At 72.3% G+C, this 25,023-nt stretch carries 20 protein-coding genes; 16 read left to right on the top strand and 4 right to left on the bottom strand.

Annotation, left to right across the window (positions count from 1 at the left end):
• The first annotated feature begins 10 nt into the window (after positions 1-10).
• The 5 genes from ACH4LD_RS13200 to ACH4LD_RS13180 all read left to right on the top strand — a co-directional run bounded on the left by ACH4LD_RS13200 (position 11) and on the right by ACH4LD_RS13180 (position 5,982).
• Complete coding sequence (locus tag ACH4LD_RS13200; RefSeq protein ID WP_398055834.1) at positions 11-1,204, top strand: argininosuccinate synthase; 1,194 nt, start codon at positions 11-13, stop codon at positions 1,202-1,204.
• 126 nt (positions 1,205-1,330) lie between these two features.
• Positions 1,331-2,764: an argininosuccinate lyase gene (gene argH / locus ACH4LD_RS13195; RefSeq protein ID WP_398055835.1), complete on the top strand. Its 1,434-nt coding sequence runs from the start codon at positions 1,331-1,333 to the stop codon at positions 2,762-2,764.
• Between the two features lie 92 nt (positions 2,765-2,856).
• Positions 2,857-3,828: an aldo/keto reductase gene (locus ACH4LD_RS13190; RefSeq protein WP_398055836.1), complete on the top strand. Its 972-nt coding sequence runs from the start codon at positions 2,857-2,859 to the stop codon at positions 3,826-3,828.
• A gap of 82 nt (positions 3,829-3,910) precedes the next feature.
• Positions 3,911-4,462: a TetR/AcrR family transcriptional regulator gene (locus tag ACH4LD_RS13185; RefSeq protein WP_398055837.1), complete on the top strand. Its 552-nt coding sequence runs from the start codon at positions 3,911-3,913 to the stop codon at positions 4,460-4,462.
• Entirely contained in the window at positions 4,459-5,982 is a 1,524-nt protein-coding gene (locus ACH4LD_RS13180; protein WP_398055838.1) for an MFS transporter, read from the top strand. The genes ACH4LD_RS13185 and ACH4LD_RS13180 overlap by 4 nt, the downstream gene beginning before the upstream one ends.
• An 82-nt stretch (positions 5,983-6,064) precedes the next feature.
• Here the strand turns inward: ACH4LD_RS13180 and ACH4LD_RS13175 are convergent, their stop codons facing one another.
• Together ACH4LD_RS13175 and ACH4LD_RS13170 are read right to left on the bottom strand one after the other, a co-directional pair.
• A complete protein-coding gene (locus ACH4LD_RS13175; protein WP_132786519.1) occupies positions 6,065-7,705 on the bottom strand; it encodes a multicopper oxidase family protein in 1,641 nt (546 codons plus the stop codon).
• 316 nt (positions 7,706-8,021) lie between these two features.
• Positions 8,022-8,711, bottom strand: coding sequence for a 1-acyl-sn-glycerol-3-phosphate acyltransferase (locus ACH4LD_RS13170; protein WP_103816343.1), 690 nt, complete (start codon positions 8,709-8,711; stop codon positions 8,022-8,024).
• A gap of 328 nt (positions 8,712-9,039) precedes the next feature.
• Between ACH4LD_RS13170 and ACH4LD_RS13165 the strand changes: the two genes are divergently transcribed.
• The 3 genes from ACH4LD_RS13165 to ACH4LD_RS13155 all read left to right on the top strand — a co-directional run bounded on the left by ACH4LD_RS13165 (position 9,040) and on the right by ACH4LD_RS13155 (position 11,387).
• Positions 9,040-10,215: a glycerophosphodiester phosphodiesterase gene (locus tag ACH4LD_RS13165; RefSeq protein WP_398055839.1), complete on the top strand. Its 1,176-nt coding sequence runs from the start codon at positions 9,040-9,042 to the stop codon at positions 10,213-10,215.
• Between the two features lie 122 nt (positions 10,216-10,337).
• Positions 10,338-10,844: a sigma-70 family RNA polymerase sigma factor gene (locus tag ACH4LD_RS13160; protein WP_398055840.1), complete on the top strand. Its 507-nt coding sequence runs from the start codon at positions 10,338-10,340 to the stop codon at positions 10,842-10,844.
• 45 nt (positions 10,845-10,889) lie between these two features.
• Complete coding sequence (locus ACH4LD_RS13155; RefSeq protein WP_132786674.1) at positions 10,890-11,387, top strand: GNAT family N-acetyltransferase; 498 nt, start codon at positions 10,890-10,892, stop codon at positions 11,385-11,387.
• A 43-nt stretch (positions 11,388-11,430) separates the two neighbouring features.
• Here the strand turns inward: ACH4LD_RS13155 and ACH4LD_RS13150 are convergent, their stop codons facing one another.
• The gene (locus ACH4LD_RS13150) at positions 11,431-11,850 is read right to left on the bottom strand and encodes a hypothetical protein (protein ID WP_398055841.1); all 420 of its coding nucleotides are present in this window, start codon (positions 11,848-11,850) and stop codon (positions 11,431-11,433) included.
• A gap of 1 nt (position 11,851) precedes the next feature.
• Complete coding sequence (locus ACH4LD_RS13145; RefSeq protein ID WP_103816348.1) at positions 11,852-12,211, bottom strand: hypothetical protein; 360 nt, start codon at positions 12,209-12,211, stop codon at positions 11,852-11,854.
• 537 nt (positions 12,212-12,748) lie between these two features.
• On the opposite strand from ACH4LD_RS13145, the gene ACH4LD_RS13140 reads away from it, so the two are divergent.
• The 8 genes from ACH4LD_RS13140 (at position 12,749) to cobA (ending at position 24,982) form a co-directional block, all read left to right on the top strand.
• Positions 12,749-13,783 carry a methionine ABC transporter ATP-binding protein gene (locus tag ACH4LD_RS13140; protein ID WP_165951661.1) on the top strand — a complete coding sequence of 345 codons (1,035 nt, stop codon included), beginning with the start codon at positions 12,749-12,751 and terminating at the stop codon, positions 13,781-13,783.
• Positions 13,780-14,517 carry a methionine ABC transporter permease gene (locus ACH4LD_RS13135; RefSeq protein ID WP_165951662.1) on the top strand — a complete coding sequence of 246 codons (738 nt, stop codon included), beginning with the start codon at positions 13,780-13,782 and terminating at the stop codon, positions 14,515-14,517. Before ACH4LD_RS13140 ends, ACH4LD_RS13135 begins: the two co-directional genes overlap by 4 nt.
• A 118-nt stretch (positions 14,518-14,635) precedes the next feature.
• Entirely contained in the window at positions 14,636-15,466 is an 831-nt protein-coding gene (locus tag ACH4LD_RS13130; RefSeq protein ID WP_398055842.1) for a MetQ/NlpA family ABC transporter substrate-binding protein, read from the top strand.
• A 21-nt stretch (positions 15,467-15,487) separates the two neighbouring features.
• The gene (locus ACH4LD_RS13125; RefSeq protein WP_398055843.1) at positions 15,488-16,309 is read left to right on the top strand and encodes a MetQ/NlpA family ABC transporter substrate-binding protein; all 822 of its coding nucleotides are present in this window, start codon (positions 15,488-15,490) and stop codon (positions 16,307-16,309) included.
• Positions 16,310-16,470: 161 nt separating this feature from the next.
• Positions 16,471-17,109: a GNAT family N-acetyltransferase gene (locus ACH4LD_RS13120; RefSeq protein WP_132786525.1), complete on the top strand. Its 639-nt coding sequence runs from the start codon at positions 16,471-16,473 to the stop codon at positions 17,107-17,109.
• Positions 17,110-17,200: 91 nt separating this feature from the next.
• Entirely contained in the window at positions 17,201-18,424 is a 1,224-nt protein-coding gene (gene cbiE, locus ACH4LD_RS13115) for a precorrin-6y C5,15-methyltransferase (decarboxylating) subunit CbiE (RefSeq protein WP_132786526.1), read from the top strand.
• Positions 18,425-18,766: 342 nt separating this feature from the next.
• A complete protein-coding gene (gene cobT / locus ACH4LD_RS13110) occupies positions 18,767-23,608 on the top strand; it encodes a nicotinate-nucleotide--dimethylbenzimidazole phosphoribosyltransferase (protein WP_398055844.1) in 4,842 nt (1,613 codons plus the stop codon).
• Between the two features lie 141 nt (positions 23,609-23,749).
• Positions 23,750-24,982, top strand: a complete 1,233-nt coding sequence (cobA, locus tag ACH4LD_RS13105) for a uroporphyrinogen-III C-methyltransferase (RefSeq protein WP_398055845.1) — start codon at positions 23,750-23,752, stop codon at positions 24,980-24,982.
• The last annotated feature ends 41 nt before the right edge of the window (positions 24,983-25,023 follow it).

Genomic DNA, 25,023 nt, shown 5'->3' with positions numbered 1-25,023 from the left:
GGAGAAACCCGTGACCGAGCGCGTCGTACTCGCCTACTCAGGCGGTCTGGACACCTCCGTCGCCATCGGCTGGATCGCCGAGGAGACGGGCGCCGAGGTCATCGCCGTTGCGGTCGACGTCGGCCAGGGCGGCGAGGACCTGGACGTCATCCGCAAGCGCGCCCTCGCGTGCGGCGCCGTCGAGGCCGAGGTCGCGGACGCCAGGGACGAGTTCGCCGACGAGTACTGCCTTCCGGCGATCAAGGCCAACGCCCTCTACATGGACCGCTACCCGCTGGTCTCCGCGCTGTCCCGGCCGACGATCGTCAAGCACCTCGTGGCCGCCGCCGAGAAGCACGGCGCCACCACGGTCGCCCACGGATGCACCGGCAAGGGCAACGACCAGGTCCGCTTCGAGGCCGGCATCGTCGCCCTCGCCCCCGGCCTCAAGTGCATCGCCCCGGTCCGTGACTACGCCATGACCCGGGACAAGGCGATCGCCTTCTGCGAGGAGAAGCAGCTCCCGATCGCCACCACCAAGAAGTCCCCGTACTCCATCGACCAGAACGTCTTCGGACGCGCGGTCGAGACGGGCTTCCTGGAGGACATCTGGAACGCCCCGATCGAGGACATCTACGAGTACACCTCCAACCCGGCCGTCCCGCGCGAGGCCGACGAGGTGGTCATCAGCTTCAAGGAGGGCGTCCCGGTCGCCATCGACGGCAAGCCCGTCACCGTCCTCCAGGCCATCCAGCAGCTGAACGAGCGCGCCGGCGCCCAGGGCATCGGCCGGATCGACATGGTCGAGGACCGCCTCGTCGGCATCAAGTCCCGCGAGGTGTACGAGGCCCCGGGCGCCATCGCCCTGATCACCGCCCACCAGGAGCTGGAGAACGTCACCGTCGAGCGCGAACTCGCCCGCTACAAGCGGCAGGTCGAGCAGCGCTGGGGCGAACTGGTCTACGACGGCCAGTGGTTCTCCCCGCTCAAGCGCGCCCTGGACGGTTTCATCAACGAGGCCAACCAGCACGTCACGGGCGACATCCGGATGACCCTGCACGGCGGCCGTGCCGTCGTCACCGGCCGGCGCTCGACGGAGTCCCTGTACGACTTCAACCTCGCCACCTACGACACCGGCGACACCTTCGACCAGTCGGCGGCCAAGGGCTTCATCGACATCTACAGCCTGTCGTCGAAGATCGCGGCCAAGCGGGACCTGGCGTAGCCGCGACCGGTCACACGCACGGGTTCACCTCGCACGCATCAGCCTGACGGCCGCCTCCTCGCCTGGAAAGGTGGGGAGGCGGTGGCACACCCAGAGCCACACCTAGAGCTTCGAGGAGCAACGCAAGTGAGCAGCAACAGCGGTGACGTACGGCTCTGGGGCGGCCGTTTCGCCGACGGTCCGGCCGAGGCCCTGGCGAAGCTGTCGGCGTCCGTCCACTTCGACTGGCGGCTCGCCCCCTACGACATCGCCGGCTCGCGTGCCCACGCGCGCGTGCTGCACACGGCGGGACTCCTCACCGAGGACGAGCTCCGGCGCATGCTCGCCGGACTCGACGAGCTGGAGGCCGACGTGGCCGCCGGCACCTTCGTCGGCACGATCGCCGACGAGGACGTGCACACCGCCCTGGAACGCGGCCTGCTGGAGCGCCTCGGCCCCGACCTCGGCGGCAAGCTCCGCGCCGGCCGGTCCCGCAACGACCAGGTCGCCACCCTCTTCCGGATGTACCTGCGCGACCACGCCCGGATCATCGGCGGCCTGATCGCCGACCTCCAGGACGCCCTGATCGGCCTCGCCGAGGCCCACCCCGACGTGGCGATGCCCGGCCGCACCCACCTCCAGCACGCCCAGCCGGTGCTCTTCGCCCACCATGTCCTGGCCCACGTCCAGTCGCTGTCCCGGGACGCCGAGCGGCTGCGCCAGTGGGACGAGCGGACGGCCGTGTCGCCGTACGGCTCCGGCGCCCTGGCCGGCTCCTCCCTGGGCCTGGACCCGGAGGCGGTCGCGCGCGACCTGGGCTTCGAGCACGGCAGCGCCGCCAACTCCATCGACGGCACGGCCTCCCGGGACTTCGTCGCCGAGTTCGCCTTCATCACCGCGATGATCGGCGTGAACCTCTCCCGGATCGCCGAGGAGATCATCATCTGGAACACGAAGGAGTTCTCCTTCGTCACCCTGCACGACGCGTTCTCCACGGGCTCGTCGATCATGCCGCAGAAGAAGAACCCGGACATCGCCGAGCTGGCCCGGGGCAAGTCCGGCCGGCTGATCGGCAACCTCACCGGACTCCTCGCCACCCTCAAGGCCCTGCCCCTCGCCTACAACCGCGACCTCCAGGAGGACAAGGAGCCGGTCTTCGACTCCTGCGACCAGCTGGAGGTGCTGCTCCCGGCCTTCACCGGCATGGTCGCCACCCTCACCGTCCACCGCGAGCGCATGGAGGAACTGGCCCCGGCCGGCTTCTCCCTCGCCACCGACATCGCCGAGTGGCTGGTCAGGCAGGGCGTGCCGTTCCGCGTCGCGCACGAGGTCGCGGGCGAGTGCGTCAAGGTCGCCGAGGCGGAGGGCAAGGAGCTGGACGACCTCACGGACGAGCAGTTCGCGAAGATCTCCGCGCACCTCACCCCGCAGGTCCGCTCCGTCCTCAACGTCCCGGGCGCCCTCGCCTCCCGCAACGGGCGTGGCGGTACGGCCCCGAGCGCGGTGGCCGTCCAGCTGGCGGAGGTCAAGGCGGACGTGGCGGCCCAGCACCAGTGGGCGGCGGCGAAGAAGCAGAACTGAGGGACGGCCCCCGCCCCTCCACCGCGATCACCAGGGCATCGCGGGTTACGTTTGGTCGCGAGCCCCACCGAGCCGACCGAACGGAGCCCGCGATGCCCTTCGCGCGACTGGCCACAGCGACGACCCCCACCTGCCACATCGGCCTGGGCCTCGCCGCGGTGGGCCGTCCCGGCTACATCAACCTCGGCCGCGACGAAGACCTCGGGGAGGACCGCAGCGTCGAAGCACTGCGCGCCCGGACCCACGAACTCCTCGACGCCGCCTACGCCCAGGGCGTCCGCTACTTCGACGCCGCCCGCTCCTACGGCCGCTCCGAGGAGTTCCTCGCCGGGTGGCTGAACGCCCACCCCGGGATCGACGACGTCGTCGTCGGCAGCAAGTGGGGCTACACCTACACGGCCGGCTGGTCCACCGACGCCGAACGGCACGAGGTCAAGGACCACAGCCTCGCCACCTACGAACGGCAGCGCGCCGAGACGGACGCCCTGCTCGGCGACCGGCTCGACCTCTACCAGATCCACTCGGTGACCCCGGACAGCCCGGCCCTCACCGACAAGGACCTGCACGCCAGGCTGGCGGAAGCCGCCGCTCAGGGCCTCACCGTCGGCTTCTCCACCAGCGGCCCCGCCCAGGCCGACGCCATCCGCGCCGCCCTCGCGGTCACGGTCGACGGCGAACCCCTCTTCCGCACCGTGCAGTCGACCTACAACGCCCTGGAGACGTCGGCCGGTCCGGCCCTCGCCGAGGCGCACGACGCCGGGCTCACCGTGATCGTCAAGGAGGGCATGGCGAACGGCCGGCTGGCCGACCCGCACGCCCCGGACGCGCTGAAGGCCGTGGCCGCCGCGACCGGAATGGGCTCTGACGCGGTCGCCCTCGCCTGGATCCTGCGCCGGCCCTGGGCCGGAGTCGTCCTCTCCGGCGCCGCGACCGTCCCGCAGCTCGTCTCCAACCTCCACGCCCCCGCCGTCGACCTCGACGAGGACCAGCTCACCCGCCTCGACACGCTGGCGGAGGACCCGCGCGCCTACTGGGAGCGGCGCGGACAGCTGCCCTGGCACTGACGAGCACCCGCCCGACCACCCTGAATGAGTCGTCCGCGCCCAGTGTGAGACATCAATGTCTCAGCTGGGCTATTCTTGTCTCATGGCCCTCGATCGTGACCACGTGCTGCGCAGCGCCGCCGCCCTGCTGACCCGGAGATCCACCGCGACCATGGACGAGGTCGCGAAGGCCGCGGGGATCAGCCGGGCCACGCTGCACCGCCACTTCGCCGGCCGGGACGCGCTCGTCCGGGCGCTGGAGCAGCTCGGCATCGCGGAGTGCGAGGGGGCGCTGGACCGGGCCCGGCCGGAGGAGGGATCCGCCGCCGAGGCCGTCCGCAGGCTGGTGCGCGAGATCCAGCCGGCCGCCGGACTGCTCGCGTTCCTCTACGGCGAGAACCAGCTGTGGGAGGGCGACCGGCAGAACGAGGGCTGGCAGCGCCTGGACGCCCGGATGGGCGCCCTCTTCCAGCGCGGACAGCGCGACGGCGAGTTCCGCATCGACCTCAGCCCGGTCTGGCTCACCGAGGCGCTGTACGGGCTGATCGCCTCCTGCGCCTGGGCCACCCTGGACGGCCGTGTGGCCTCCCGGGACTTCCCGACCATGATCGCCGAGTTGCTGCTCGGCGGCGCTCTGCGAAGAGAGGAATCATGACCAGCACCGTGCGGCCGGCACAGGCGACCGAGGCGGTGAAGCGCCCGGGCCGCTGGCTCGCGCTCTCCGTCCTCGTCCTGGCCGTGCTGCTGGTGGCCGTCGACGCCACCGTCCTCGGCCTGGCGACCCCCTACATCAGCGAGGACCTGAACCCCTCCGGCACCCAGCTGCTGTGGATCGGCGACGTCTACTCCTTCGTCATCGCCGGTCTGCTGGTCTCCATGGGCAGCCTCGGTGACCGCATCGGCCGCAAGCGGATCCTGCTGGGCGGGGCCACGGCGTTCGGCGCGCTGTCCGTGCTCAACGCCTACGCGACGACACCCGAACTGATGATCCTGGCCCGGGCGCTGCTCGGTGTCGCGGGCGCGACCCTGATGCCCGCCACCCTGGCCCTGATCCGCAACATCTTCCACGACCCGCGCGAGCGCAGCCTCGCCGTCGGCATCTGGGGCGCCACCGCCTCCGCGGGTACGGCCGTCGGCCCGATCGCCGGCGGATTCCTCCTCGAACACTTCTGGTGGGGTTCGGTCTTCCTGATCAACCTGCCGGTGATGGCGGTCCTGGTCCTGGTCGGCATCCGCACCCTGCCCGAGTCCCGCAACCCGCACCCGGGCCCCTGGGACCTGAGCAGTGTCCTGCTCTCGCTGGTCGGCGTGATCGCCCTGGTCTACGCGGTCAAGGAGGCCGCCACCCACGGCCCCACCGGTACGACCCTCGGCACCGGCCTGGTGGGCGCGGCGGCCCTCTACGGCTTCGTCCACCGCCAGCTGACCATGCCGGTCCCGCTGCTGGACATGCGGCTCTTCCGGCGCCGTGGTTTCAGCGGAGCGGTCCTCGCCGACCTGCTGACCGTCCTCGGCATGTCGGGTCTGGTGTTCTTCCTCTCCCAGTACCTGCAACTCGTTCAGGACCGGCGCCCCTTCGAGGCGGGCCTGGCCGAACTGCCCGCCGCCGTCGGCGCGGTGACGGCCGGTCTGGTCGCGGGCCGGGCCGCCCGGCGCTTCTCGGTCCGCGCGGTGGTCTCCGGCGGCCTGGCCGCGGTCGGCGTCGCCCTGGCCGCGCTGACGACGCTCGGCGAGTCCACCGGCTACCCGGTCCTCGGGGCCGCCCTGCTGGTCGTGGGCGTGGGAGCGGGCTTCTCCTTCACGGTGACCGCCGACGTCATCCTCTCCAGCGTCCCCAAGGACCAGGCGGGCGCGGCCTCGGCGGTGTCCGAGACGGCGTACGAACTGGGCGCCGCACTGGGCATCGCCCTGCTGGGCTCCATCGTGACCGGCGTCTACCGCGGCTTCACGGGGCCGTCCGGCACCCCGGCCGGCGCCCACGAGTCCCTGGGCGCGGCGGTGCAGGCGGCGGCCCGGCTGTCCCCGCACCGGGCGGAGGCCCTGCTGGACGCGGCCCGCGACAGCTTCGTCCACGGCCTCCACCTGGCCTCCGGAGCAGGAGCGGCGGTCCTCCTGACGGCGTCGGCGGCGGCGTGGTTCCTGCTGAAGGACCAGACACTGGAAGGCGCCGGGTGATCAGGCCCCGCGGAGGACCGGGGAACCGCGCGACGAGCCACGGCGCAGCCGCGTCCGGAACACGTCCGGACCACCCCGGAGCTCAGCGCTTGTAACCCAGCACCGTCATCATCCCGCTCTCCGAGTGGTACTGGTTGTGACAGTGCAGCATCCACAGTCCGGGGTTGTCGGCGTCGAAGTCGAGCACCAGCTTCCGGTGCGGCAGCACCAGCGCGGTGTCCTTGCGCGCCCCGACGGAATCCAGCCCCGTCAACGAGAACGTGTGTCCGTGCAGGTGCATCGGATGCCACATGCCCGTGGCGTTGATGAGGGTGAGCCGTACCCGCTCACCGGCGCGGACGGGGTGGCGCTGCTGCGGGGAGTAGGGCTTGTGGTCGAACCCCCAGTCGAACTTCTGCATGGTGCCGGTGATCCTGATGCGGATCTCCCGGTCGGGGTCCCGGTCGGTGAGCGCCACCGAGTCGGCGGGCAGCAGACGGCGCGCGGGGACGGTGTTGCCGTCGAGTTCGTCCGGGTGGACATCGGCCGGGGGAAGGTTTCTGCTGCTCCCCTTGCCGGTGCGCAGGACGGCGACGGCCCTGCCCTTCTTGCCCTCGGGCAGCGCGACCAGGGGGAAGACCCCGTCCCGGGCGGTGATCAGCACGTCGTACCGCTCCGCCATGCCGACGAGGAGCGCGTCGGTCCTCTTGTGCTTCACGGGGTAGCCGTCGGTGTGGGTGACGGTCATCGTGTGGTCGCCCAGCGCCACCCGGAAGGCGGTCTCCGAACCGGCGTTGATGATGCGCAGTCGCACACGGTCGCCGGGGCGGCAGCGGAACACCGACGGATTGTCGGGCAGGCGCCCGTTGACGAGGTAGTACGGGTAGGCGACGCTGCCGCCCTCCCCGTGCAGCATGCGGCTGTGGGAGTCGTGCAGCACCCGGTTGGGGCCCGTGGACTTCCCCGCGGACTTCTTGGACCCCGACGGGTGGGCGTCCGACCGGTGCGCGCTCGGGCCGCCGTGGCCGGGACCCATGGCCATGCCCCCCATGTCCATGGCGCCGCCGGGCTTGAGCTGTTCCAGGACGCCCTCCGGCGTGGAGCCCTGCACGCCGTCGAGCCAGTCGTCCAGGACCACGACCCACTCCTTGTCGTAGGAGAGGGGCTCCTTGGGGTCGTCGACGATGAGCGGCGCGTACAGGGCCCGGTCGGGCTGCATCCCCACGTGGGAGTGGAGCAGGTAGGTGCCCGGGTGCTTGGCGACGAAGCGGTAGCGGAAGTCGCTCCCCGGGTGGATGGCCCGCTGGGTCAGGTCCGGCACGCCGTCCATGTCGCAGCGCAGCCGCACCCCGTGGGAGTGCAGCGTGGTCGTGGCGGGCAGCCGGTTGGTGAGCGTCAGGTCGAGCACGTCACCGGCCGTGACCCGCACCAGCGGGCCGGGTACCTCCTCGTTGTACGCCCACGTGCGGACCGAACGCCCGCCCAGGTCCAGCTTGGCCTCGGCGGCGGTGAAGCTGAAGGTGCGTTCGCGGCCGGACCCGCGTCTCCGCTCGGCGGCCAGGACTTCGGGATCCGAAGGGTTGACGTACCCCCGGGGTCCGGCGGGGACGAACTTCTCCCCGCCGTTCATGTGTCGAGGGCCGGAACTGGGCTCGGAACCGGAGCTGGTGCAGGCTGCCAGGAATCCCGCGCCGGCGACGGCGATCGGGGTACGGAGCAGAGTACGCCGAGAAGGTTTGGACATGTCTGAATCAGACATGTTGTGTGGTCATATGGCCGTCTGATAGGGCCGAATGCCCTATGTGTCGGCGGCAGATTCCACCGGCAGGCGGACGGCAGCCGGTCCAACACCGGTCCGCCGAGCGGTCCGGAAACCGTCTGACGGACCGTAGGCGGGCCTAGGGCCTCTCGTTCGGATCATGCCGGGCTCGCGGGGTCTGGCACCGCGCCTCGCCGCGTTGTCGTCGGTTGCCATGGCTCCGCCATGGCGCCCTCCTCCGCCTTGCGATGCACGGCACCAGACCCCGCTCCCTGATCCGGCCTGATCCAAACGAAAGACCCTAGGCGGCCTTCGCCTTCGTGGCGTACATGTCCACGTACTCCTGCCCGGACAGCCGCATCACCTCGGCCATCACCGAGTCCGTCACCGCCCGCAGCACGTACCGGTCCCGGTCCATGCCGTCGTACCGCGAGAACTCCATGGGCTCGCCGAACCGGACGGTGACCCGGCCGGGCCGCGGGATGCCCCGGCCCCCCGGCTGGAGCTTGTCCGTGCCGATCATGGCGAACGGCACCACCGGCGCGCCGGTCATCAGGGTGAGACGGGCGATACCGGTGCGGCCACGGTACAGGCGTCCGTCGGGCGACCGCGTGCCCTCGGGGTAGATCCCGAAGATCCTGCCCTCCTCCAGGATGCGCCGTCCGGTCATCAGCGCGGCCACCCCGCCGCTCGCCCCGTCCCGGTCCACCGGGATCATGCCGACGCCGGTGAAGAACCACGCCATCAGCCGGCCCTTGACGCCCTTGCCGGTGACGTACTCGTCCTTGCCGATGAAGAACACCTGCCGCTTGCTGACCAGCGGCAGCACCATCGAGTCGATGAACGTGAGGTGATTACCGGCCAGAATCACCGGACCGTCGCCGGGGATGTTCTCCACGCCCTCCACCTGTGGGCGGAACATCAGGCGCATGATCGGTCCGAGCACTGCCTTGATGAGCGCGAAGCGGGACAACGGGTCCTCCGATGTCAAAGGGGGCGATATGAGTCTGTGCAGGTGAGGACATTACTCGCGGCGCCGGGCCGCGCGCACATCGGGGACGTCCGGTTCACCGAGGTCTTACGAAGTGTTGACGCGGGTTTACCTGCGGTTGCGCGCGAGAGACGGCGCGTAACCGCCTTGCGTCGATGTGACGGACATCGCGCCGACCGGGGGCCGCCGCCTCCGACGGCCCGTCACCTTCCGCCGTTCGCAGGACATCCGACAGCACCCGGGTGTTCGGGCCGGAGCCTCCCCCTCGTCATGTGCACGCCCCTACGATCGGGCCGCACCGATGGACGGAAGCGGCAGGAGGGCGCTCATGGACAGCGACCAGGCGAACGAGCAGACGCAGGGAACGGGACGGCGGGCGCTCCTCGGCGCCGCGGTGCTCGGCGCGGGCGGAGCGGTCCTCGGACTGTCCGGCACGGCCCGGGCCGCCGAGACCCGCACGGCCGGACAGGGCGGCCGCGGACTGAAGAGCCTGCCGGTGCCGACGATCATCGGCCACCGGGGTGCCAGCGGCTACCGCCCCGAACACACCTTCGGCTCGTACGAGCTGGCCCTGGACCTGGGTGCCGACGTGGTCGAGGCGGGCGACCTGGTGCCCACCAAGGACGGCCACCTGGTCTGCCGGCACGAGCCGGAGATCGGCGGCACGACGGACGTCGCCTCCCACCCCGAGTTCGCCGACCGCAGGACCACCAAGGTGCTCGACGGGGTCCCCACCACCGGCTGGTTCACCGAGGACTTCACGCTCGCCGAGCTGAAGACGCTGCGCGCCGTCGAGCGCATCCCGGCCAACCGCCCGCACAACACCCTCTACAACGGCCGTTGGGAGATCCCCACCTTCGAAGAGGTCCTGCGGTGGCAGGACGAGCAGACCCGCAAGCGCGGCAAGCAGGTCTGGATCTACCCCGAGACCAAGCACCCCACCTACTTCCGCAAGCTGGGCCTCGGCCTGGAGGAGCGGGTGGCCAAGCTGCTGCGCAAGTACGGCAAGGACGGCCGGAACTCCCCGGTCATCCTCCAGTCCTTCGAGCCCAGCAGCATCCAGCGGCTGAACCGGCTCGTCGACAACCCGCTCGTCGTCCTGCTCTCCTCGGCGAACAGCCGCCCGTACGACTTCGTCGAGGCGAACGACCCGCGTACGGTCGCCGACCTCGTGACGCCCAAGGGCCTGCGCGAGATCGCCGGTTATGCCCAGGGCATCGGTCCGACCCTGGACCTGATCATCCCGAAGAAGGCGGACGGCAGCCTGGCCGAGCCGACCACGCTGGTCTCCGACGCGCACAAGGTCGGCCTGATCCTGCACCCCTACACCATGCGGAACGAGAACCCCTTCCTGCCGGCCGAGTACCGCAAGGGCACCGCGGCCGACGCCTACGGCGACGTCTTCGGCGCCTTCAAGACGTACTTCGCGACCGGGATCGACGGCGTCTTCACCGACAACGCCGACACCGGACTGCTCGCCCGCGCCGACTTCCTTAAGGACTGACGGCCCATTCCCCGACGACCGGCGGCACCCGGGCGTCAACCGCCGCGCCGCTCGGCACTCCGTTCGGGCTGACTGTGCGCCGCCCCGGCAACCCGCCGCCGGGGCGGCTCGTCGTTCCGCATATGACGCACGACCTGGTCGCCACCCTGCATCCCCTGCTCACCGCCGAGGCATCCGCCGAGGCATATGCCGGGGGAGGTGAGCCGGGCGACCTGGAGCAGGCCGTCTGGCTCCGGCTCCTGGAGCGGCTGGAGACCGACGGGCCACCGCCGGACCCGCACGGATGGCTGCGCAGGGCCGTCCGGGCCGAGGCGCGCCGCACCCGTCGCGCCACCCGCCGTGAACGTCCGTACGGCACCGACCCGGCCGACGACCTGCGCCCCGGGCCGGAGCAGCACGTCCTGACCACCGCCCGGTACCGCGCGCTGCGGGACGCGGTCCGCCGCCTGCCCGGCCGCTGCCCCCGTCTCATCGAGGCGCTGCTCTCGCCGAAGGACCTCACCTACCGTGAGATCGCGGGGGAGTTGGGTATCTCACAGGGCAGTCTCGGCCCGGAACGTTCCAGATGTCTTGGATGTCTGCGTCGATTGCTCACACCGGAGGTTGCGGCGCGCGAAGCGCGGGGATAGGAGTGGGGGACGACAGGTGATCAGGTGAGCGGGAGGCATGCGCACATGGGCATGAGCGTGACCATCTCGGTGGCGACCGAACAGGACGCGGAGCAGATCTTCCGGCTCCAGTACCTGTGCTTCCAGAGCGAGGCGGCGCTGTACGGCAACTACCGCATCGACCCGCTCGTGCAGACCCTGGAGTCCGTCCGTCAGGAGGTCGCCGCCGACTGCGTCTTCGTCGCCCGGCTTGGCGACGAGGTGGTCGGCTCGGTGCGCGGCCGGGTCACCGAGGACGGCGCGGCGGCCATCGGCAAGCTCTGCGTCCACCCCCGCCTCCAGGGCCACGGCATCGGCGCGAGGCTGCTGCGCACGGCCGAGGCCGCGCTGGCGGACGAGCGTGGCGCCACCCGCTTCCGCCTCTTCACCGGCCACCGCAGCGAGGGCAACCTCCGCCTGTACCGCCGGTCCGGCTACGAGACGGTCGGCAGGGCCAAGGGCGCCGACGGCGTAGAGATGATCATCCTGGAGAAGCAGGCGGGCGCATACGCGCAGACGGCGTGAGGGCAGGTGCCCCGGAAGGGGCGCGGGGAACGGCCCACGCCCCTCAGGCGCCCCGGCGGACAGAAGCCTTCCGCAACCAGTACATCGCGGAGAGCGGCAGGAACACGGGGATGAAGACGTACCCCATCCCGTACTTCGACCACACCGTCGCGTCCGGGAACGCGGACGGCTCGACCAGGGTCCACGTGCCGACGATCAGCACGCCCGCGAGCTCCGCCGCACAGCACACCAGCGCCGCCCGGCGAGCCGTCTCCCCGCCGCGCACCAGCGTGTACGTGATGAACCCGTACACCACGCCGGCCACGGCGGACAGGGAGTACGCGAGCGGCGCCCGGTCGAACTCCGTGGAGATCTGGTACGCGGACCGCGACACCGCGCCGACCACCATCACGCCGTAGAACCAGACGAGCAGCATGCCCGGCCCGCCGATCAAGCGGGCCGGCTTCTCCTGCGCCGCCGTCACCTCAGCCTCCCCAGATGTCGAAGAGCCGCACTTCCAGCACGGCCAGCACCACACCGCCGGCGGCCACCGTCACGGAGCCCCAGCGGGTCCGCTCGGCCAGCGACATGAAGCCCGCCGCCGGAACGCACGCGAACGCGCCCAGCAGATACGCCACGAAGATCGTCGTGCCCTGCTCCGGCTTCTCGCCCCGCGCCAGCAGCACGATCCCGACGACCAGCTGGACCAGGGCCAGCAGCGACACCACGGCCATGCCGATGAAGTGCCAGTCCTTGGTCGGCTGGTCACGGTAGGCGGCCCAGCCGCACCAGGCGGCGAGCAACAGCGCGGCGACCCCGGTCACCAGCGTCAGGGCATTGAGCATGCCGTGACCTTATTACGGCGGAAACAGCCCATCGCCGCCGCCCCCGCCGTACGCCGTCCCGCGCGGCCACCGTGGCATTGGCCACAACCCGCCGGCCGGCCGAGCCCGGCACCGGCCCGGCGGGGCGGGCGCTGTCGGCCTTGTCCGCACTGGTGAAGGACGGGGAAGCCGAGGTCACCGCGCGTCGCCGGGCCTCCCACCGCCCCTGTCCGCGGCTGTCCACGATGCGGACAGCGGCGGCCGGTCAGGACCGTTCGTCTGCTTTACTTCTCACATGACCACGACGAGCTGCCGCACCCTTGCGACCGAGGCGACCCTGACGCCCGGTGCTCGTTGTATGTGTCGCCTGATGTGTCGAATGTGCGCCTTCTAGAGGGCCCCCGCATCAGCTGAGCCTCGCGCCCCGAAGCGAGACCCGTGGCATGTCCGTGCGCCGTAGGCCGTACGAGACGCACATCCATCTCCCCATGCCGGAACCGCATGCACCCGTGCCCGGGCACACCCACGCCCGCGCACTCGACAGTGACGGAAACCCACGTGATCACCACCTCGGGCCTGACCAAGGTCTACCGCTCCCGCGGCCGTGAGGTCACCGCCCTCGACGGCGTCGATCTGCACGTCCGCGAAGGCGAGGTCTACGGCGTCATCGGCCAGTCCGGCGCCGGAAAGTCCTCGCTCATCCGCTGCGTCAACCTGCTGGAGCGCCCCACCTCCGGCACCGTGACCGTCGCCGGGCAGGACCTCACCGCCCTGGCCGGGCGCGGCCCGCGCGCCGGCCGGGAACTGCGCCGGGCCCGCAGCCGGATCGGCATGGTCTTCCAGCACTTCAACCTGCTGTCCTCGCGGACCGTGCAGGACAACGTCGAACTGCCGCTGGAGATCCTCGGCCAGTCCGGCCGGGCCCGCTCCCGCAAGGCGCTGGAACTGCTCGACCTGGTCGGCCTCGCCGACAAGGCCAAGGCCTACCCCGCCCAGCTCTCCGGCGGCCAGAAGCAGCGCGTCGGCATCGCCCGCGCCCTCGCCGGCGACCCCAAGGTGCTGCTCTCCGACGAGGCCACCAGCGCCCTCGACCCGGAGACCACCCGCTCCATCCTCCAGCTGCTGCGCGACCTGAACCGGCAGCTCGGCCTGACCGTCCTGCTCATCACCCACGAGATGGACGTCGTGAAGTCGATCTGCGACTCCGCCGCCCTGATGGAGAAGGGCCGGATCGTGGAGTCCGGCACGGTCAGCGAGCTGCTGGCCACCCCGGGCTCGGAGCTGGCCGCCGCGCTGTTCCCCGTCGGCGGCGAGGCCACCGGCACCGACCGGACCGTCCTCGACATCACCTTCCACGGCGAGGCCGCCACCCAGCCCGTCATCTCCCAGCTCTCGCGCACCTACAACATCGACATATCGATCCTCGGCGCCGCCATCGACACCGTCGGCGGCCTCCAGATCGGCCGTATGCGCATCGAACTGCCCGGCCGCTACGAGGACAACGTGGTGCCGGTCGGCTTCCTGCGCGAACAGGGCCTGCAGATCGACGTGGTGGGCCAGGAGGCCCTGCTGGTGAAGGAAGGTGCCAAGTGACCTGGTCCGAGATGCAGCCGCTGCTGTCCCAGGCGTGTTCCGAGACGTTCACGATGGTCCTCTGGTCCACCGTGATCGCCGTCGCGGCCGGCCTCCCGCTCGGCCTCCTCCTCGTCGTCACCGACCGGGGCGGCCTGCTCCAGAACGTCGTCGCCAACAAGGTGGTCGGCCAGGTCGTGAACATCGGCCGGTCCATGCCGTTCATCATCCTGATGGTCGCGCTGATGAGCTTCACCCGCTGGGTCACCGGCACGACCATCGGCACGACCGCCGCGATCGTGCCGCTCGCCATCGGCGGCATCCCGTTCTTCGCCCGCCTGGTCGAGACGGCCGTCCGCGAAGTGGACCACGGCCTGGTCGAGGCCGTGCAGTCCATGGGCGGCAACACCTGGACGATCGTCCGCAAGGTCCTGATCCCCGAGGCCCTGCCCTCGCTGATCGCCTCCACCACGACCACGCTCATCGCCCTCATCGGCTACTCCGCCATGGCCGGCACCGTCGGCGGCGGCGGACTCGGCGACCTCGCCGTCCGCTACGGCTACCAGCGCTTCGAGACCGAGCTCATGTGGATCACCGTCGCGATCCTCGCCGTCGTCATCTCCCTCATCCAGTTCGCCGGCGACTTCGCGGCCCGCTCCCTGCACAGCCGGGGCGGCCGCTCGGGCCCGGCGCCCAAGCTCCGCCTGCTGAAGGCCAAGGAGCCGGCGGCGGCCGACATCAGCAAGGTCGCCTGAGCTTCCACGAGTTCCCCGTCCGCCCACCCGTCACCCGACCACCACCCCTCAACGACGGCGCTTCGCGCCGACAGCCCCTGATCCGGGGTCGCACCACCCTTAAGGAAAGGCACTTTTCGTGCGTAACACCGCCAAGTTCACCACCGCCGTCCTCGCCGCCGGAGCCGTCACCCTCGGGCTCACCGCCTGCGGATCGGACAAGGACTCCGGCTCCTCCGACTACAGCGGCCCGCTGGTCGTCGCCGCGAGCCCGACCCCGCACGCCGAGATCCTGAACTTCGTCAAGGACAAGCTGGCGAAGAAGGCGGGCCTCGACCTGGAGGTCAAGGAGTTCACCGACTACATCACGCCGAACACGGCGACCGAGGACGGTTCGGTGGACGCCAACTACTTCCAGAACCAGCCGTACCTGGACGACTTCAACAAGAAGCGCGGCACCCACATCGCGCCCGTCGTCACGGTGCACCTGGAGCCGCTCGGCCTTTACTCCCACAAGGTCAAGAAGGCCGACGCCCTCAAGAGCGGTGCGACCATCGCCGTCCCGAACGACGCCGTCAACGAGGCGCGCGCCCTGAAGCTGCTCGCCGCCAACGGGCTCATCACCCTCAAGGACGGCGTCGGCACCGAGGCGACCCCGCAGGACATCACCAAGAACCCCAAGGACCTCAAGTTCAAGGAGGTCGAGGCGGCCCAGACCGCGCGCTCCCTGGACGACGTGGACGCGGCCGTGATCAACGGCAACTACGCCATCTCCGCCGGCATCAAGCCCGCCAAGGACGCCCTGGTCCTGGAGTCCGCGAAGAACAGCCCGTACGGCAACTTCCTCGCGGTCAAGGAGGGCAACGAGAAGGACCCGCGGGTGAAGAAGCTCGCCAAGCTCCTCACCTCGCCCGAGGTCAAGAAGTTCATCGAGGACAAGTACCAGGGCTCGGTCATCCCGTCCTTCTGAGCCGCGAGGAGGACCGGACCGATGCGCATGTCCGTCATCGCCGTGGCGGCCCTGGCCCTCGGCCTGACCGCCTGCGGCTCCGGCACGGACTCCGGCAAGGGCGGTGGCACGGACGGCACCCTCGTCGTCGGCGCCACCGCCGTCCCGGCCGGCGAGGTGCTCACCTACGTCAGGGACCACCTCGCCGCCAAGGCCGGCCTGAAGCTGGAGATCAAGGAGTTCACGGACTACGTCCTGCCGAACACCGCCCTCCAGGAGGGCGAGCTGGACGCGAACCTGTACCAGAACCAGCCCTTCCTGGACGACTTCAACAAGTCCAAGGGCACCGACCTCGTCTCCGTGGTCAAGCCCTACCTGCCGCCCATGGGCGTCTACTCCCACAAGGTGAAGAAGGTCACCGAGCTCGCCGACGGAGCCACCGTCGCCGTGCCGAACGACATCACCAACGAGGGGCGCGCCCTGAAGCTGCTGGCCGCGGGCGGCGTCATCGGGCTGAAGGCCGGCGCCGGCACCGACGCGTCCCCCGCGGACATCACGTCCAACCCCCGGCACCTGAAGATCCGCGAGCTGGAGGCCGCCCAGCTGCCCCGCTCGCTCGGTGACGTGGACGCCGCGGTCATCAACAACAACTACGCCCAGGACGCGGGCCTCAGCCCCACCGAGGACGCGATCCTCCTGGAGTCGGCGAAGGACAACCCCTACGCCAACCTCCTCGCCGTCAAGCGCGGCCACGAGGACGACCCACGGGTGAAGAAGCTCGCGAAGCTGCTCGTCTCGCCCGAGGTGCGGACGTTCATCCAGGACAAGTACCACGGGTCCGTCCTGCCGACGACCGGCGGCTGACGGCACGTACACGGCGTTCCGCGACGCACGGGGTCCACTCCCTCACCGGGTGTGGACCCCGTCGTGCGGTTCGGTGGTTCCATGCTGCATGCTGGGCAGTTCAGCAGACCTCACGGTCCTGACGGTCTTTCGAGGAATTTCCGAAGGTTACGGAGCGGCGCATGACGAGCACCTTCCCCAACATCTCCATCAGCACGGAGCGGTTGGTGCTGCGTCCCCTCGACGAGGACGACGTGCCCGCGCTCGCCGACATGATGAACGACGAACAGGTCGTCGCCTGGACCACCGTCCCCCACCCCTACACCGAGGCCGACGCCCACCGGTGGATCACCCGCGTCGCCCCGGACGAGCGCACCGAGGGCCGCGGCATAGTCCTCGCCGTCACCGAGTTCCTCACCCAGCGGCTCGTCGGCATCGTCCACCTGAGGAACACGGACTGGCGCGTCCGCGCCAGCCAGATCGCCTACGTCATCGCCCCCTGGGCCCGCGGTGAGGGTTACGCCTCCGAGGCCGTCCTCGCCACCGCCCAGTGGCTCTTCCACGACCAGAAGTTCGAACGGCTCGAACTGCGCACCGCGGCCGACAACACCGCCTCCCAGCAGGTGGCCCAGAAGATCGGCTGCATCAGCGAGGGCGTCCTGCGCAACGCCTGGACAGCCCGGGCCAGGACCGAGGACGGTGCCTGGACCGAGGTGCGCACGGACGTCATCGTCTGGAGCCTGCTCCCCGAGGACCTCGCCGGGGCCGGCGAGCAGCAGGCCGACACCGGGGGTTTCACGTCGTACTCGGACTGGAACTGAGCCTTCCGAGCTTCACCAGGTACTCTCACGGAGCCCGCCCCGGGCTCTCTCCCCCCGAAGACCCGCGCAGAACCACTGGAGACTGACGACGATGGCCGACCGGGTCACGGTGATCGGCTGGGACGGCTCGCCGCTGACCGACGCGGCACGGGCCGCCCTCGGCGCCGCCACCCTCGTGGCCGGCGCCGCCCACCACCTGGCGCTGCCCGAGGTCCCGCCCACCGCCGAACGCATCCGCCTGGGCAGCCTCGCCCTGGCCGCCCGCCGCATCGCCGCCCATCGCGGCACCGCGGTCGTGCTCGCCGACGGCGACCCCGGCTTCTTCGGTGTCGTCCGCACCCTGCGCGCACCGGAGTTCGGCCTGGAGGTCGAGGTCGTCCCCGGCGTCTCCTCCGTCGCCGCCGCCTTCGCCCGCGCCGGCATGCCCTGGGACGACGCCCAGGTCGTCGTCGCCCACCCGCGCACCCTGCGCCGGGCCGTGAACGTCTGCCGCGCCCACACCAAGGTCGCCGTCCTCACCTCACCGGGCGCCGGCCCCGCCGAACTCGGCCTCCTCCTGGAGGGCGTGCACCGCACCTTCGTCATCTGCGAGGAACTGGGCACCGAACGCGAACAGGTCAGCGTCGTCACCTCCGACAAGGCCGCCGACCACACCTGGCGCGACCCCAACGTCGTCATCGTCATCGGCGGACCGGCCGCCGCGCAGGAAGGCGGCGGCTGGATCGCCGGACGCGACCCGGGCGCCGGCCCGCGCGGCTGGGTGCAGCCCGACGAGAGCTACGGCGCCGGCCCGGCCGGCGGTCTCGGCGAGGGCGAGACCCAGCTGCTGCGCGCCGCCCAACTCGCCCGCCTCGGGCCCCGGGTCGGCGACCTCGTCTGGGACATCGGCTGCGGCAGCGGCGCGTTCGCCACCGAAGCGGCGCGCGCCGGCGCGGCCGTCATCGCCGTCGACCACGACCCGGCCGCCTGCGCCCGCACCGAGAGCGCCGCGCGCCGCTTCGGCGTCCAGCTCCAGATCGTGCACGGCAGCGCCCCGCACGTCCTCGAAAACCTGCACGAACCGGACGTCGTACGGGTCGGCGGCGGGGGACCGGCCGTCGTCTCCGCGGTCGCCGACCGGCGCCCGCAGCGCATCGTCACGCACGCCGCCACCCGGGACGTCGCCGAACGCGTCGGCCGCGACCTGACCGAGCACGGGTACCGGGTCGAGTGCGCCCTGCTCCAGTCCGTCGAACTCGACACCCGGGCCTGGACGGAGACCGAGCGGAACGTGGCGTTCCTGCTCAGCGGGGTACTGCCGGACCGCGCCCCGTGATCCTGTTGTCGTACCGCGCGCGGTAGGCTGGCCGATCGTTGTACCGCACCGGTGGGCCGAACTTCGTTCACCAATGTCCGGAACGCACGCCCGTTTTGGGGTGGGTGTGGTACGGCGGAACCGGAGGATGCGCAACGTGGCGCAGTCCACAGCGTGCTGTCGCGGATCTTGCTGTCGCGACGGCACGACGACCGGGACAATGCCACTGAATGGCTTTGTCGCCTTTTCCGGCGGGTCGTTCGTGCCGCTGGGCACGGACGCTCGTTCTTCACTGCGGGCGGTCGGTGCGCCGTTCCGGGTGAGCTGGTCGTAGGAGCACTAACCGATGGGCGAGGGGTACGCATGACCGACACCGGCCAGGTCCCGGGCGAGGGGCAGCCGGAGAGCGCAGGCATGGTGGAGCAGCCGGGCGTCCCCGCGCACGGTGCGTACACCTACCTCTCCGAGGCTCCCGCCGAGGACGAAGACCTGCTGCTGCCGGGTGCCCAGGGCGCGTGGGGCAACGAGGTGCCGCCACCCGCTCCGGAACCGGTGGTGGAAGCCGTCCACGAGCCGGGCCCGCACGAGACGTCCGGCCGTGACAGTGGCTCGGTCGACCTCAGCGGTGTCCGCCTGCCCAACCCGGCCCCGGCATCGGTGCCGCCGTCGCCCATCCTCTCGGCGCCGCACGACCCGGCGGCCGCCCCGCAGCCCCCGCGCCGCCCGCTGCACCTCGGCCCGCCGATCCCCGACGCCTCCGCCAGCCCGGTCCGTTCCCTCGCCGACCGCGGCCCCGCCGGAGCGCCGGTACGGCAGCCCGGACCGGTGGCGAGCGGCCCCGAATACCTCGACGCCCAGTCGCAGGCGGCTCCGCAGAGCGCGGCCCCCTGGGGCGCGGCACAGGTCGCCACCCAGGCCCCGGCTGACGAAACGGTTGGCCCGTCCGACCCGGCCCAGGCCACGGTGGCCCGCCTCACCAGCCAGGCGTCGTCCCCGACCGACACCGGCCACGTTCAGGTCGTCCACGGCCATGACGGGGCCCAGCCGGTCCACGCGCACGACGGGGTGTACACGGCACCGGTGACGCCGGGTGCCGAGGGTGCGCAGGTGGGCGTGGCCGGGGCGGACGTGGCTTCCGGTGAGGCCGGGGCCGTCGCCGACGCGGCGCCCCCGGCCGTACAGGCCGCTGACGAAGCCCCAGAGCCGGCGCACGTCGGTGTGCAGGGAGCTGAAGGAGGCGCTGAGCAGGCCGGGACAGGCCAGGTGCCCCCGATGCCGGAGGCCCCGGAGGTCCCCGGGACGGTCCCGGCGGACCAGAGCGTTCCGGCCGAGGCCGCGCCGGGACAGGCCGTGCCGACCGGCGCGCTGCCTTCGGAGGCCACCGGCGCCGAGGGGGCTGCGGACGCGGCTCCGGTCGCCGGTACGTCGGCCGAGGCGGCGCCTCAGCCGCCGGCACCGGCCGATGACGTGCAGCCGGACGAAACGGCGCAGCCCACCGACGCCACTGCGGCCGCGCGGACCGCGGACGCCGGACAGGACCCAGGCGCCGGGGACGGAGCCGCTGCGCCGCAGGCCACCGCCCAGCCCGCCGACGCGGCCCCTCTCGCCGACCCCGCGCAGGCTGCTGTGGTCGCGCAGGCTGCCGACGCGGTGCAGTCCGCCGAGGGTGCGCAGGCTGCTGAGGCTTCCCAGGCTGCCGACGATGCGCAGGCTGCTGAGGCTTCTCAGGCCGCCGTTGCCGGGAATGCCGCTGGCGCGGTACAGCCCGGCGACCCGGCGCAGCCGGCCGACGCCGAGCAGATCGCCGCAGCTGGGCTGCCCGAGGGCGCGGCGCAGGCTGCCGGCGCGGCGCAGTCCGCCGAAGGCGCGCCGATCGCCGAAGCTCCTCAGACCGCTCCTGACCTGCATGCCGCTGGCGCGGTACAGCCCGCCGACCCGGCGCAGCAGACCGGCGCCGAGCAGATCGCCGCAGCTGGGCTGCCCGAGGGCGCGGCGCAGGCTGCCGGCGCGGCGCAGTCCGCCGAAGGCGCGCCGATCGCCGATGCTCCTCAGACCGCTCCTGACCTGCATGCCGCTGGCGCGGTTCAGCCCGCCGACCCGGCGCAGCCGACCGGCGCCGAGCAGATCGCCGCAGCTGGGCTGCCCGAGGGTGCCGCGCAGGTTGCCGACGCGGCGCAGGTCACCGGCGGCGGACGGATCGCGGAGGTTCCGCAGGCCGCCGCCGCTGGACAGGCCGCCGCTGCGCCGCAGTCCGTCGACGCCGCGCAGCCGGCCGGTTCCGAGCAGATCGCCGGAGCCGTACAGGCCGAGGGGCACGCGCCGGTCAACGGTGGCGCTCAGATTCCCGAGGCGCCGCAGGCCGCCGACGCCGGGCAGGCCGTCGACGCGTCGCACCCCGCCCACCCCGCGCAGCCCACCGGCGCCGAGCAGATCGCCGGAGTCGGGCAGCCCGAGGGACACGCGCAGGCCGACAGCGGCGCTCAGATTCCCGAGGGGCATGCGCCGGTCAACGGCGGCGCTCAGATTCCCGACGCGTCGCAGGCCGCCGACGCCGGGCAGGCCGTCGGCGCGGTGCAACCCGCCAACCCGGCGCAGCCAGCCGGCGCCGAGCAGATGGCCGACGAGCCGCAGCACGCCGGAGCACAGCAGGTTGCCGTCGCGCACGCTGCCGACGCCGCACAACCCCAGCCTCCCGCCGAGGCCCAGGCGTCCGCCGGTGCCCAGGGAGCGGTCGAGTCGGCCGATGCGGTCGCTCCCCAGGGTGTGGGCGAAGCCACCGACGCGGTTGTCGCCCAGAACGCGGCCCCGACTCCCGACGCGGCCACCGCCCAGGTAACGGTCGACGGCGCCGCCCTGGCACCCACCCAGGCGACGGTCGACGGCGCCGCCCCGGCACTCGCCCAGGCCGCCGAGCCCGCCGTCGCCGCCCAGGCCGCACAGCCGACCGCCGCCCAGACCGCCGTCGGCTCCCGGGCACCGCAGCCCGCGGCCCCGGCCGACGCGTCGCAGACCCCCGCCCCGCTCGCCGGTGACGGCACCGCCGAGGCCGCGGAGGTGACCGAGCCGGTCGTGCTCCAGGGCCCGCAGCTCGCCGAGAGCGTCCCGCAGGCCGTCGACGCCCCGGCCGCGCAGGCCGCCCCGCAGCCGGACGCGGCGCCGGGCGCCGCCGTAGCCGACGCCCCTCGGCCGCAGGGCCCCGCGCAGAACCCGGAGCAGCCGCTGCCCTCCGGGCTCCCCGTGGGGGCGGATCCGCGGCCGCTCGGTGAGTTCGTGCCGGTGGAGGGACAGGTGCCCACCACCCCGCACCTGGCGCCCACCCCGCCGCACCCCCTCGTCGTGCCGGCACCCCGCGACGGCGAGCCGGCCGGGGAGCTCACCCCCGACGTCGTCCAGCACGCCGAGGACCTGCGGACCAGGGCCGCCGATCAGGAAGAGAGCACGGCCGCGGTGGCGGAAGCACGACAGTCCACCGGCCCCGCCGCGCCGGGCTACGCGGACGCCGAGCGCGAGGCCGTCCTGAAGGTGATGCGCGAGCGCCGCGACATCCGCAACGGCTTCCGCAGCGACCCCATCCCGCACGAGGTGCTGCTCAGAGTCCTGGAGGCCGCGCACACCGCGCCGTCCGTGGGCCACTCGCAGCCCTGGGACTTCGTCGTCATCCGGTCCGCCGAGACCCGGCGGACCATGCACGAACTGGCGATGCGGCAGCGCGAGGCGTACGCCAAGTCGCTGCCGAAGGGCCGGGCCAAGCAGTTCAAGGAACTGAAGATCGAGGCCATCCTCGACACCCCGGTCAACATCGTCGTCACCGCCGACCCCACCCGCGGCGGCCGGCACACGCTCGGCCGTCACACCCAGCCGCAGATGGCGCCCTACTCCTCGGCGCTCGCGGTGGAGAACCTCTGGCTCGCCGCCCGCGCCGAAGGCCTCGGCGTCGGCTGGGTCAGCTTCTTCGACGAGCGGGAGATGGTCCGCGCGCTCGGCCTGCCCGAGCACCTGGAGGTCGTCGCCTACCTGTGTGTCGGGTACGTCGACGAGTTCCCGGACGAGCCCGAGCTGATGCAGGCCGGCTGGTCCAAGCGACGCCCCCTGTCCTGGGTGGTGCACGAGGAGACGTACGGCCGCCGCGCCCTGCCCGGAGAGGAACCCCACGACCTGCTTGCCGAGACCGTCGCACAGATCCGCCCGCTCGACGCCAAGGCGCTCGGCGAGGCGTGGGAGCGCCAGAAGCGCATGACCAAGCCGGCCGGCGCGCTCGGCATGCTGGAGATCATCTCCGCACAGCTGTGCGGGCTCTCCCGGCAGTGCCCGCCGCCGATCCCGGAGCCCGCCGCCGTCGCCATCTTCGCCGGCGACCACGGCGTGCACGCCCAGGGCGTCACCCCCTGGCCGCAGGAGGTCACCGCCCAGATGGTGGCCAACTTCCTCGGCGGGGGTGCCGTCTGCAACGCCTTCGCCGGCCAGGTCGGCGCCGAGGTGTGCGTCGTCGACGTGGGCGTCGCCGCCGACCTGCCGGCCACCCCCGGCCTGCTGCCCCGCAAGATCCGCGGCGGCACGTCCGACATGACCACCGGCCCCGCGATGACCCGCGAGGAGGCCCGGGCGGCCATCGAGGTCGGTATCGAGACCGCCCGCGACCTGGTGGCGGCCGGCAACAAGGCGCTGCTCACCGGTGAGATGGGCATCGCCAACACCACCGCGTCCGCCGCGCTGATCTCCGTCTTCACCGGCGCCGACCCGGCCGAGGTGACCGGGCGCGGCACGGGCATCAACGACGAGACGCTCGCCCGCAAGACGGAGGTCGTCCGCCGCGCCCTGGAACTCCACCAGCCGGACCCGGCCGACCCGATCGGCGTCCTCGCGGCGATCGGCGGCTTCGAGCACGCGGCCATGGTGGGCCTGCTGCTCGGCGGCGCCTCGCTGCGTACGCCGGTGATCCTGGACGGCGTCAGCGCCGGCGCGGCGGCCCTCGTGGCCCGCGCCATCGCCCCGGAGGTCCTCGCGGCCTGCATCGCCGGCCACCGCAGCGCCGAGCCGGGCCACGTGGCGGCCCTGAACAAGCTGGGCCTGCGTCCCCTGGTCGACCTGGACCTGCGTCTCGGCGAGGGCACGGGCGCCCTGCTCGCCCTGCCGCTGGTGCAGAGCACGGCGCGTGCCATGCACGAGGTGGCCACGTTCGATTCGGCGGGAGTCACGGAGAAGTAGGCACCGCGGCACGGGTGGTCCGGTGTTCAGCCTGCGGACCACCCGTGTCCCGTGCCCCGCCCACCGCTTAAAATCTGCACGTCAGGGCCGCTCCGAAGGTGCAGCGCGCCCATCGCACAGCTGCACGAGGAGCCGTCCCTCATGGCCGAACACCCCGCCTACCCCGTAGGCCTCCGCCTCTCCGGCCGTCGCGTGGTCGTCCTCGGCGGCGGCCAGGTCGCCCAGCGCCGCCTCCCGGCGCTCATCGCGGCCGGCGCGGACATCGTCCTCGTCTCCCCGGAGGCGACCCCCTCGGTCGAGGCCATGGCGGACGCGGGCGAGATCACCTGGGTGCGGCGTGGGTACGAGGACGGCGACCTCGCCGAGGCGTGGTACGCCCTCATCGCCACCAGCGACCCCGCGGCGAACACGGCCGCCTCCGCCGAGGCGGAGCGCCACCGCGTCTGGTGCGTCCGGTCCGACGACGCCGACCAGGCGACCGCGTGGACCCCGGCGACCGGCCACAGCGAGGGCGTCACCGTCGCCGTACTCACCACGCACGCGCGGGGCCGCGACCCCCGGCACACCGCGGCCATCCGGGACGCGGTCGTCGAGGGGCTGCGCGACGGCACCCTCGTCGCCCCGCACCACCGCACCCGCACCCCGGGTGTGGCCCTGGTGGGCGGCGGCCCGGGCGACCCCGACCTGATCACGGTCCGCGGCCGGCGCCTGCTCGCCGAGGCGGACGTCGTCATCGCCGACCGGCTCGGTCCGCGGGACCTGCTCGCCGAACTCCCCTCGCACGTCGAGGTGATCGACGCGGCGAAGATCCCGTACGGCCGGTACATGGCGCAGGAGGCCATCAACAACGCGCTCGTCGAGCACGCCAAGCAGGGCAAGGCGGTCGTCCGGCTCAAGGGCGGTGATCCGTTCGTCTTCGGCCGGGGCATGGAGGAGGTCCACGCGCTCGCCGAGGCCGGCATCCCGTGCACGGTGGTCCCGGGCATCTCCAGCTCGATCTCGGTGCCGGGCGCGGCCGGCATCCCGGTCACGCACCGGGGCGTCGCCCATGAGTTCACGGTGGTCAGCGGCCATGTGGCGCCCGACGACGAGCGCTCCCTGGTCGACTGGCCCGCGCTGGCCAGGCTCACCGGCACCCTGGTGGTCCTGATGGGCGTCGACAAGATCGGGAAGATCGCCGAGACGCTCGTCGCGCACGGCAGGTCGCCCGAGACGCCGGTCGCCCTGGTGCAGGAGGGGACGACGGCCGCGCAGCGGCGCGTGGACGCCACCCTCGCCACGGTCGCCGAGACGGTCCGCGCCGAGGACGTGAAGCCCCCGGCGGTCATCGTCATCGGCGAGGTGGTGCGGGTCGGTCCCGCGCCTTCGGCGTGACCTTGCCCTGATCACGCGTGACCCGGGGTGACCCACCCCTC

The organism is Streptomyces sp. NPDC017676 (genome assembly GCF_044329325.1).
Classification (GTDB): Bacteria; Actinomycetota; Actinomycetes; order Streptomycetales; family Streptomycetaceae; genus Streptomyces.
This window is presented reverse-complemented; position numbering and strand designations above follow the sequence as displayed.

Excerpts from the sequence above, each read along its gene's own strand:
- ACH4LD_RS13175 (WP_132786519.1), bottom strand. The coding sequence starts at position 7,705 with ATGTCCAAACCTTCTCGGCGTACTCTGCTCCGTACCCCGATCGCCGTC.
- ACH4LD_RS13125 (WP_398055843.1), top strand. The coding sequence starts at position 15,488 with ATGCGCATGTCCGTCATCGCCGTGGCGGCCCTGGCCCTCGGCCTGACC.
- ACH4LD_RS13120 (WP_132786525.1), top strand. The coding sequence starts at position 16,471 with ATGACGAGCACCTTCCCCAACATCTCCATCAGCACGGAGCGGTTGGTG.
- ACH4LD_RS13160 (WP_398055840.1), top strand. The coding sequence starts at position 10,338 with ATGACGCACGACCTGGTCGCCACCCTGCATCCCCTGCTCACCGCCGAG.
- cobA (WP_398055845.1), top strand. The coding sequence starts at position 23,750 with ATGGCCGAACACCCCGCCTACCCCGTAGGCCTCCGCCTCTCCGGCCGT.
- ACH4LD_RS13165 (WP_398055839.1), top strand. The coding sequence starts at position 9,040 with ATGGACAGCGACCAGGCGAACGAGCAGACGCAGGGAACGGGACGGCGG.
- cobT (WP_398055844.1), top strand. The coding sequence starts at position 18,767 with ATGACCGACACCGGCCAGGTCCCGGGCGAGGGGCAGCCGGAGAGCGCA.
- ACH4LD_RS13145 (WP_103816348.1), bottom strand. The coding sequence starts at position 12,211 with ATGCTCAATGCCCTGACGCTGGTGACCGGGGTCGCCGCGCTGTTGCTC.
- cbiE (WP_132786526.1), top strand. The coding sequence starts at position 17,201 with ATGGCCGACCGGGTCACGGTGATCGGCTGGGACGGCTCGCCGCTGACC.
- ACH4LD_RS13180 (WP_398055838.1), top strand. The coding sequence starts at position 4,459 with ATGACCAGCACCGTGCGGCCGGCACAGGCGACCGAGGCGGTGAAGCGC.
- ACH4LD_RS13185 (WP_398055837.1), top strand. The coding sequence starts at position 3,911 with ATGGCCCTCGATCGTGACCACGTGCTGCGCAGCGCCGCCGCCCTGCTG.
- ACH4LD_RS13155 (WP_132786674.1), top strand. The coding sequence starts at position 10,890 with ATGGGCATGAGCGTGACCATCTCGGTGGCGACCGAACAGGACGCGGAG.
- ACH4LD_RS13190 (WP_398055836.1), top strand. The coding sequence starts at position 2,857 with ATGCCCTTCGCGCGACTGGCCACAGCGACGACCCCCACCTGCCACATC.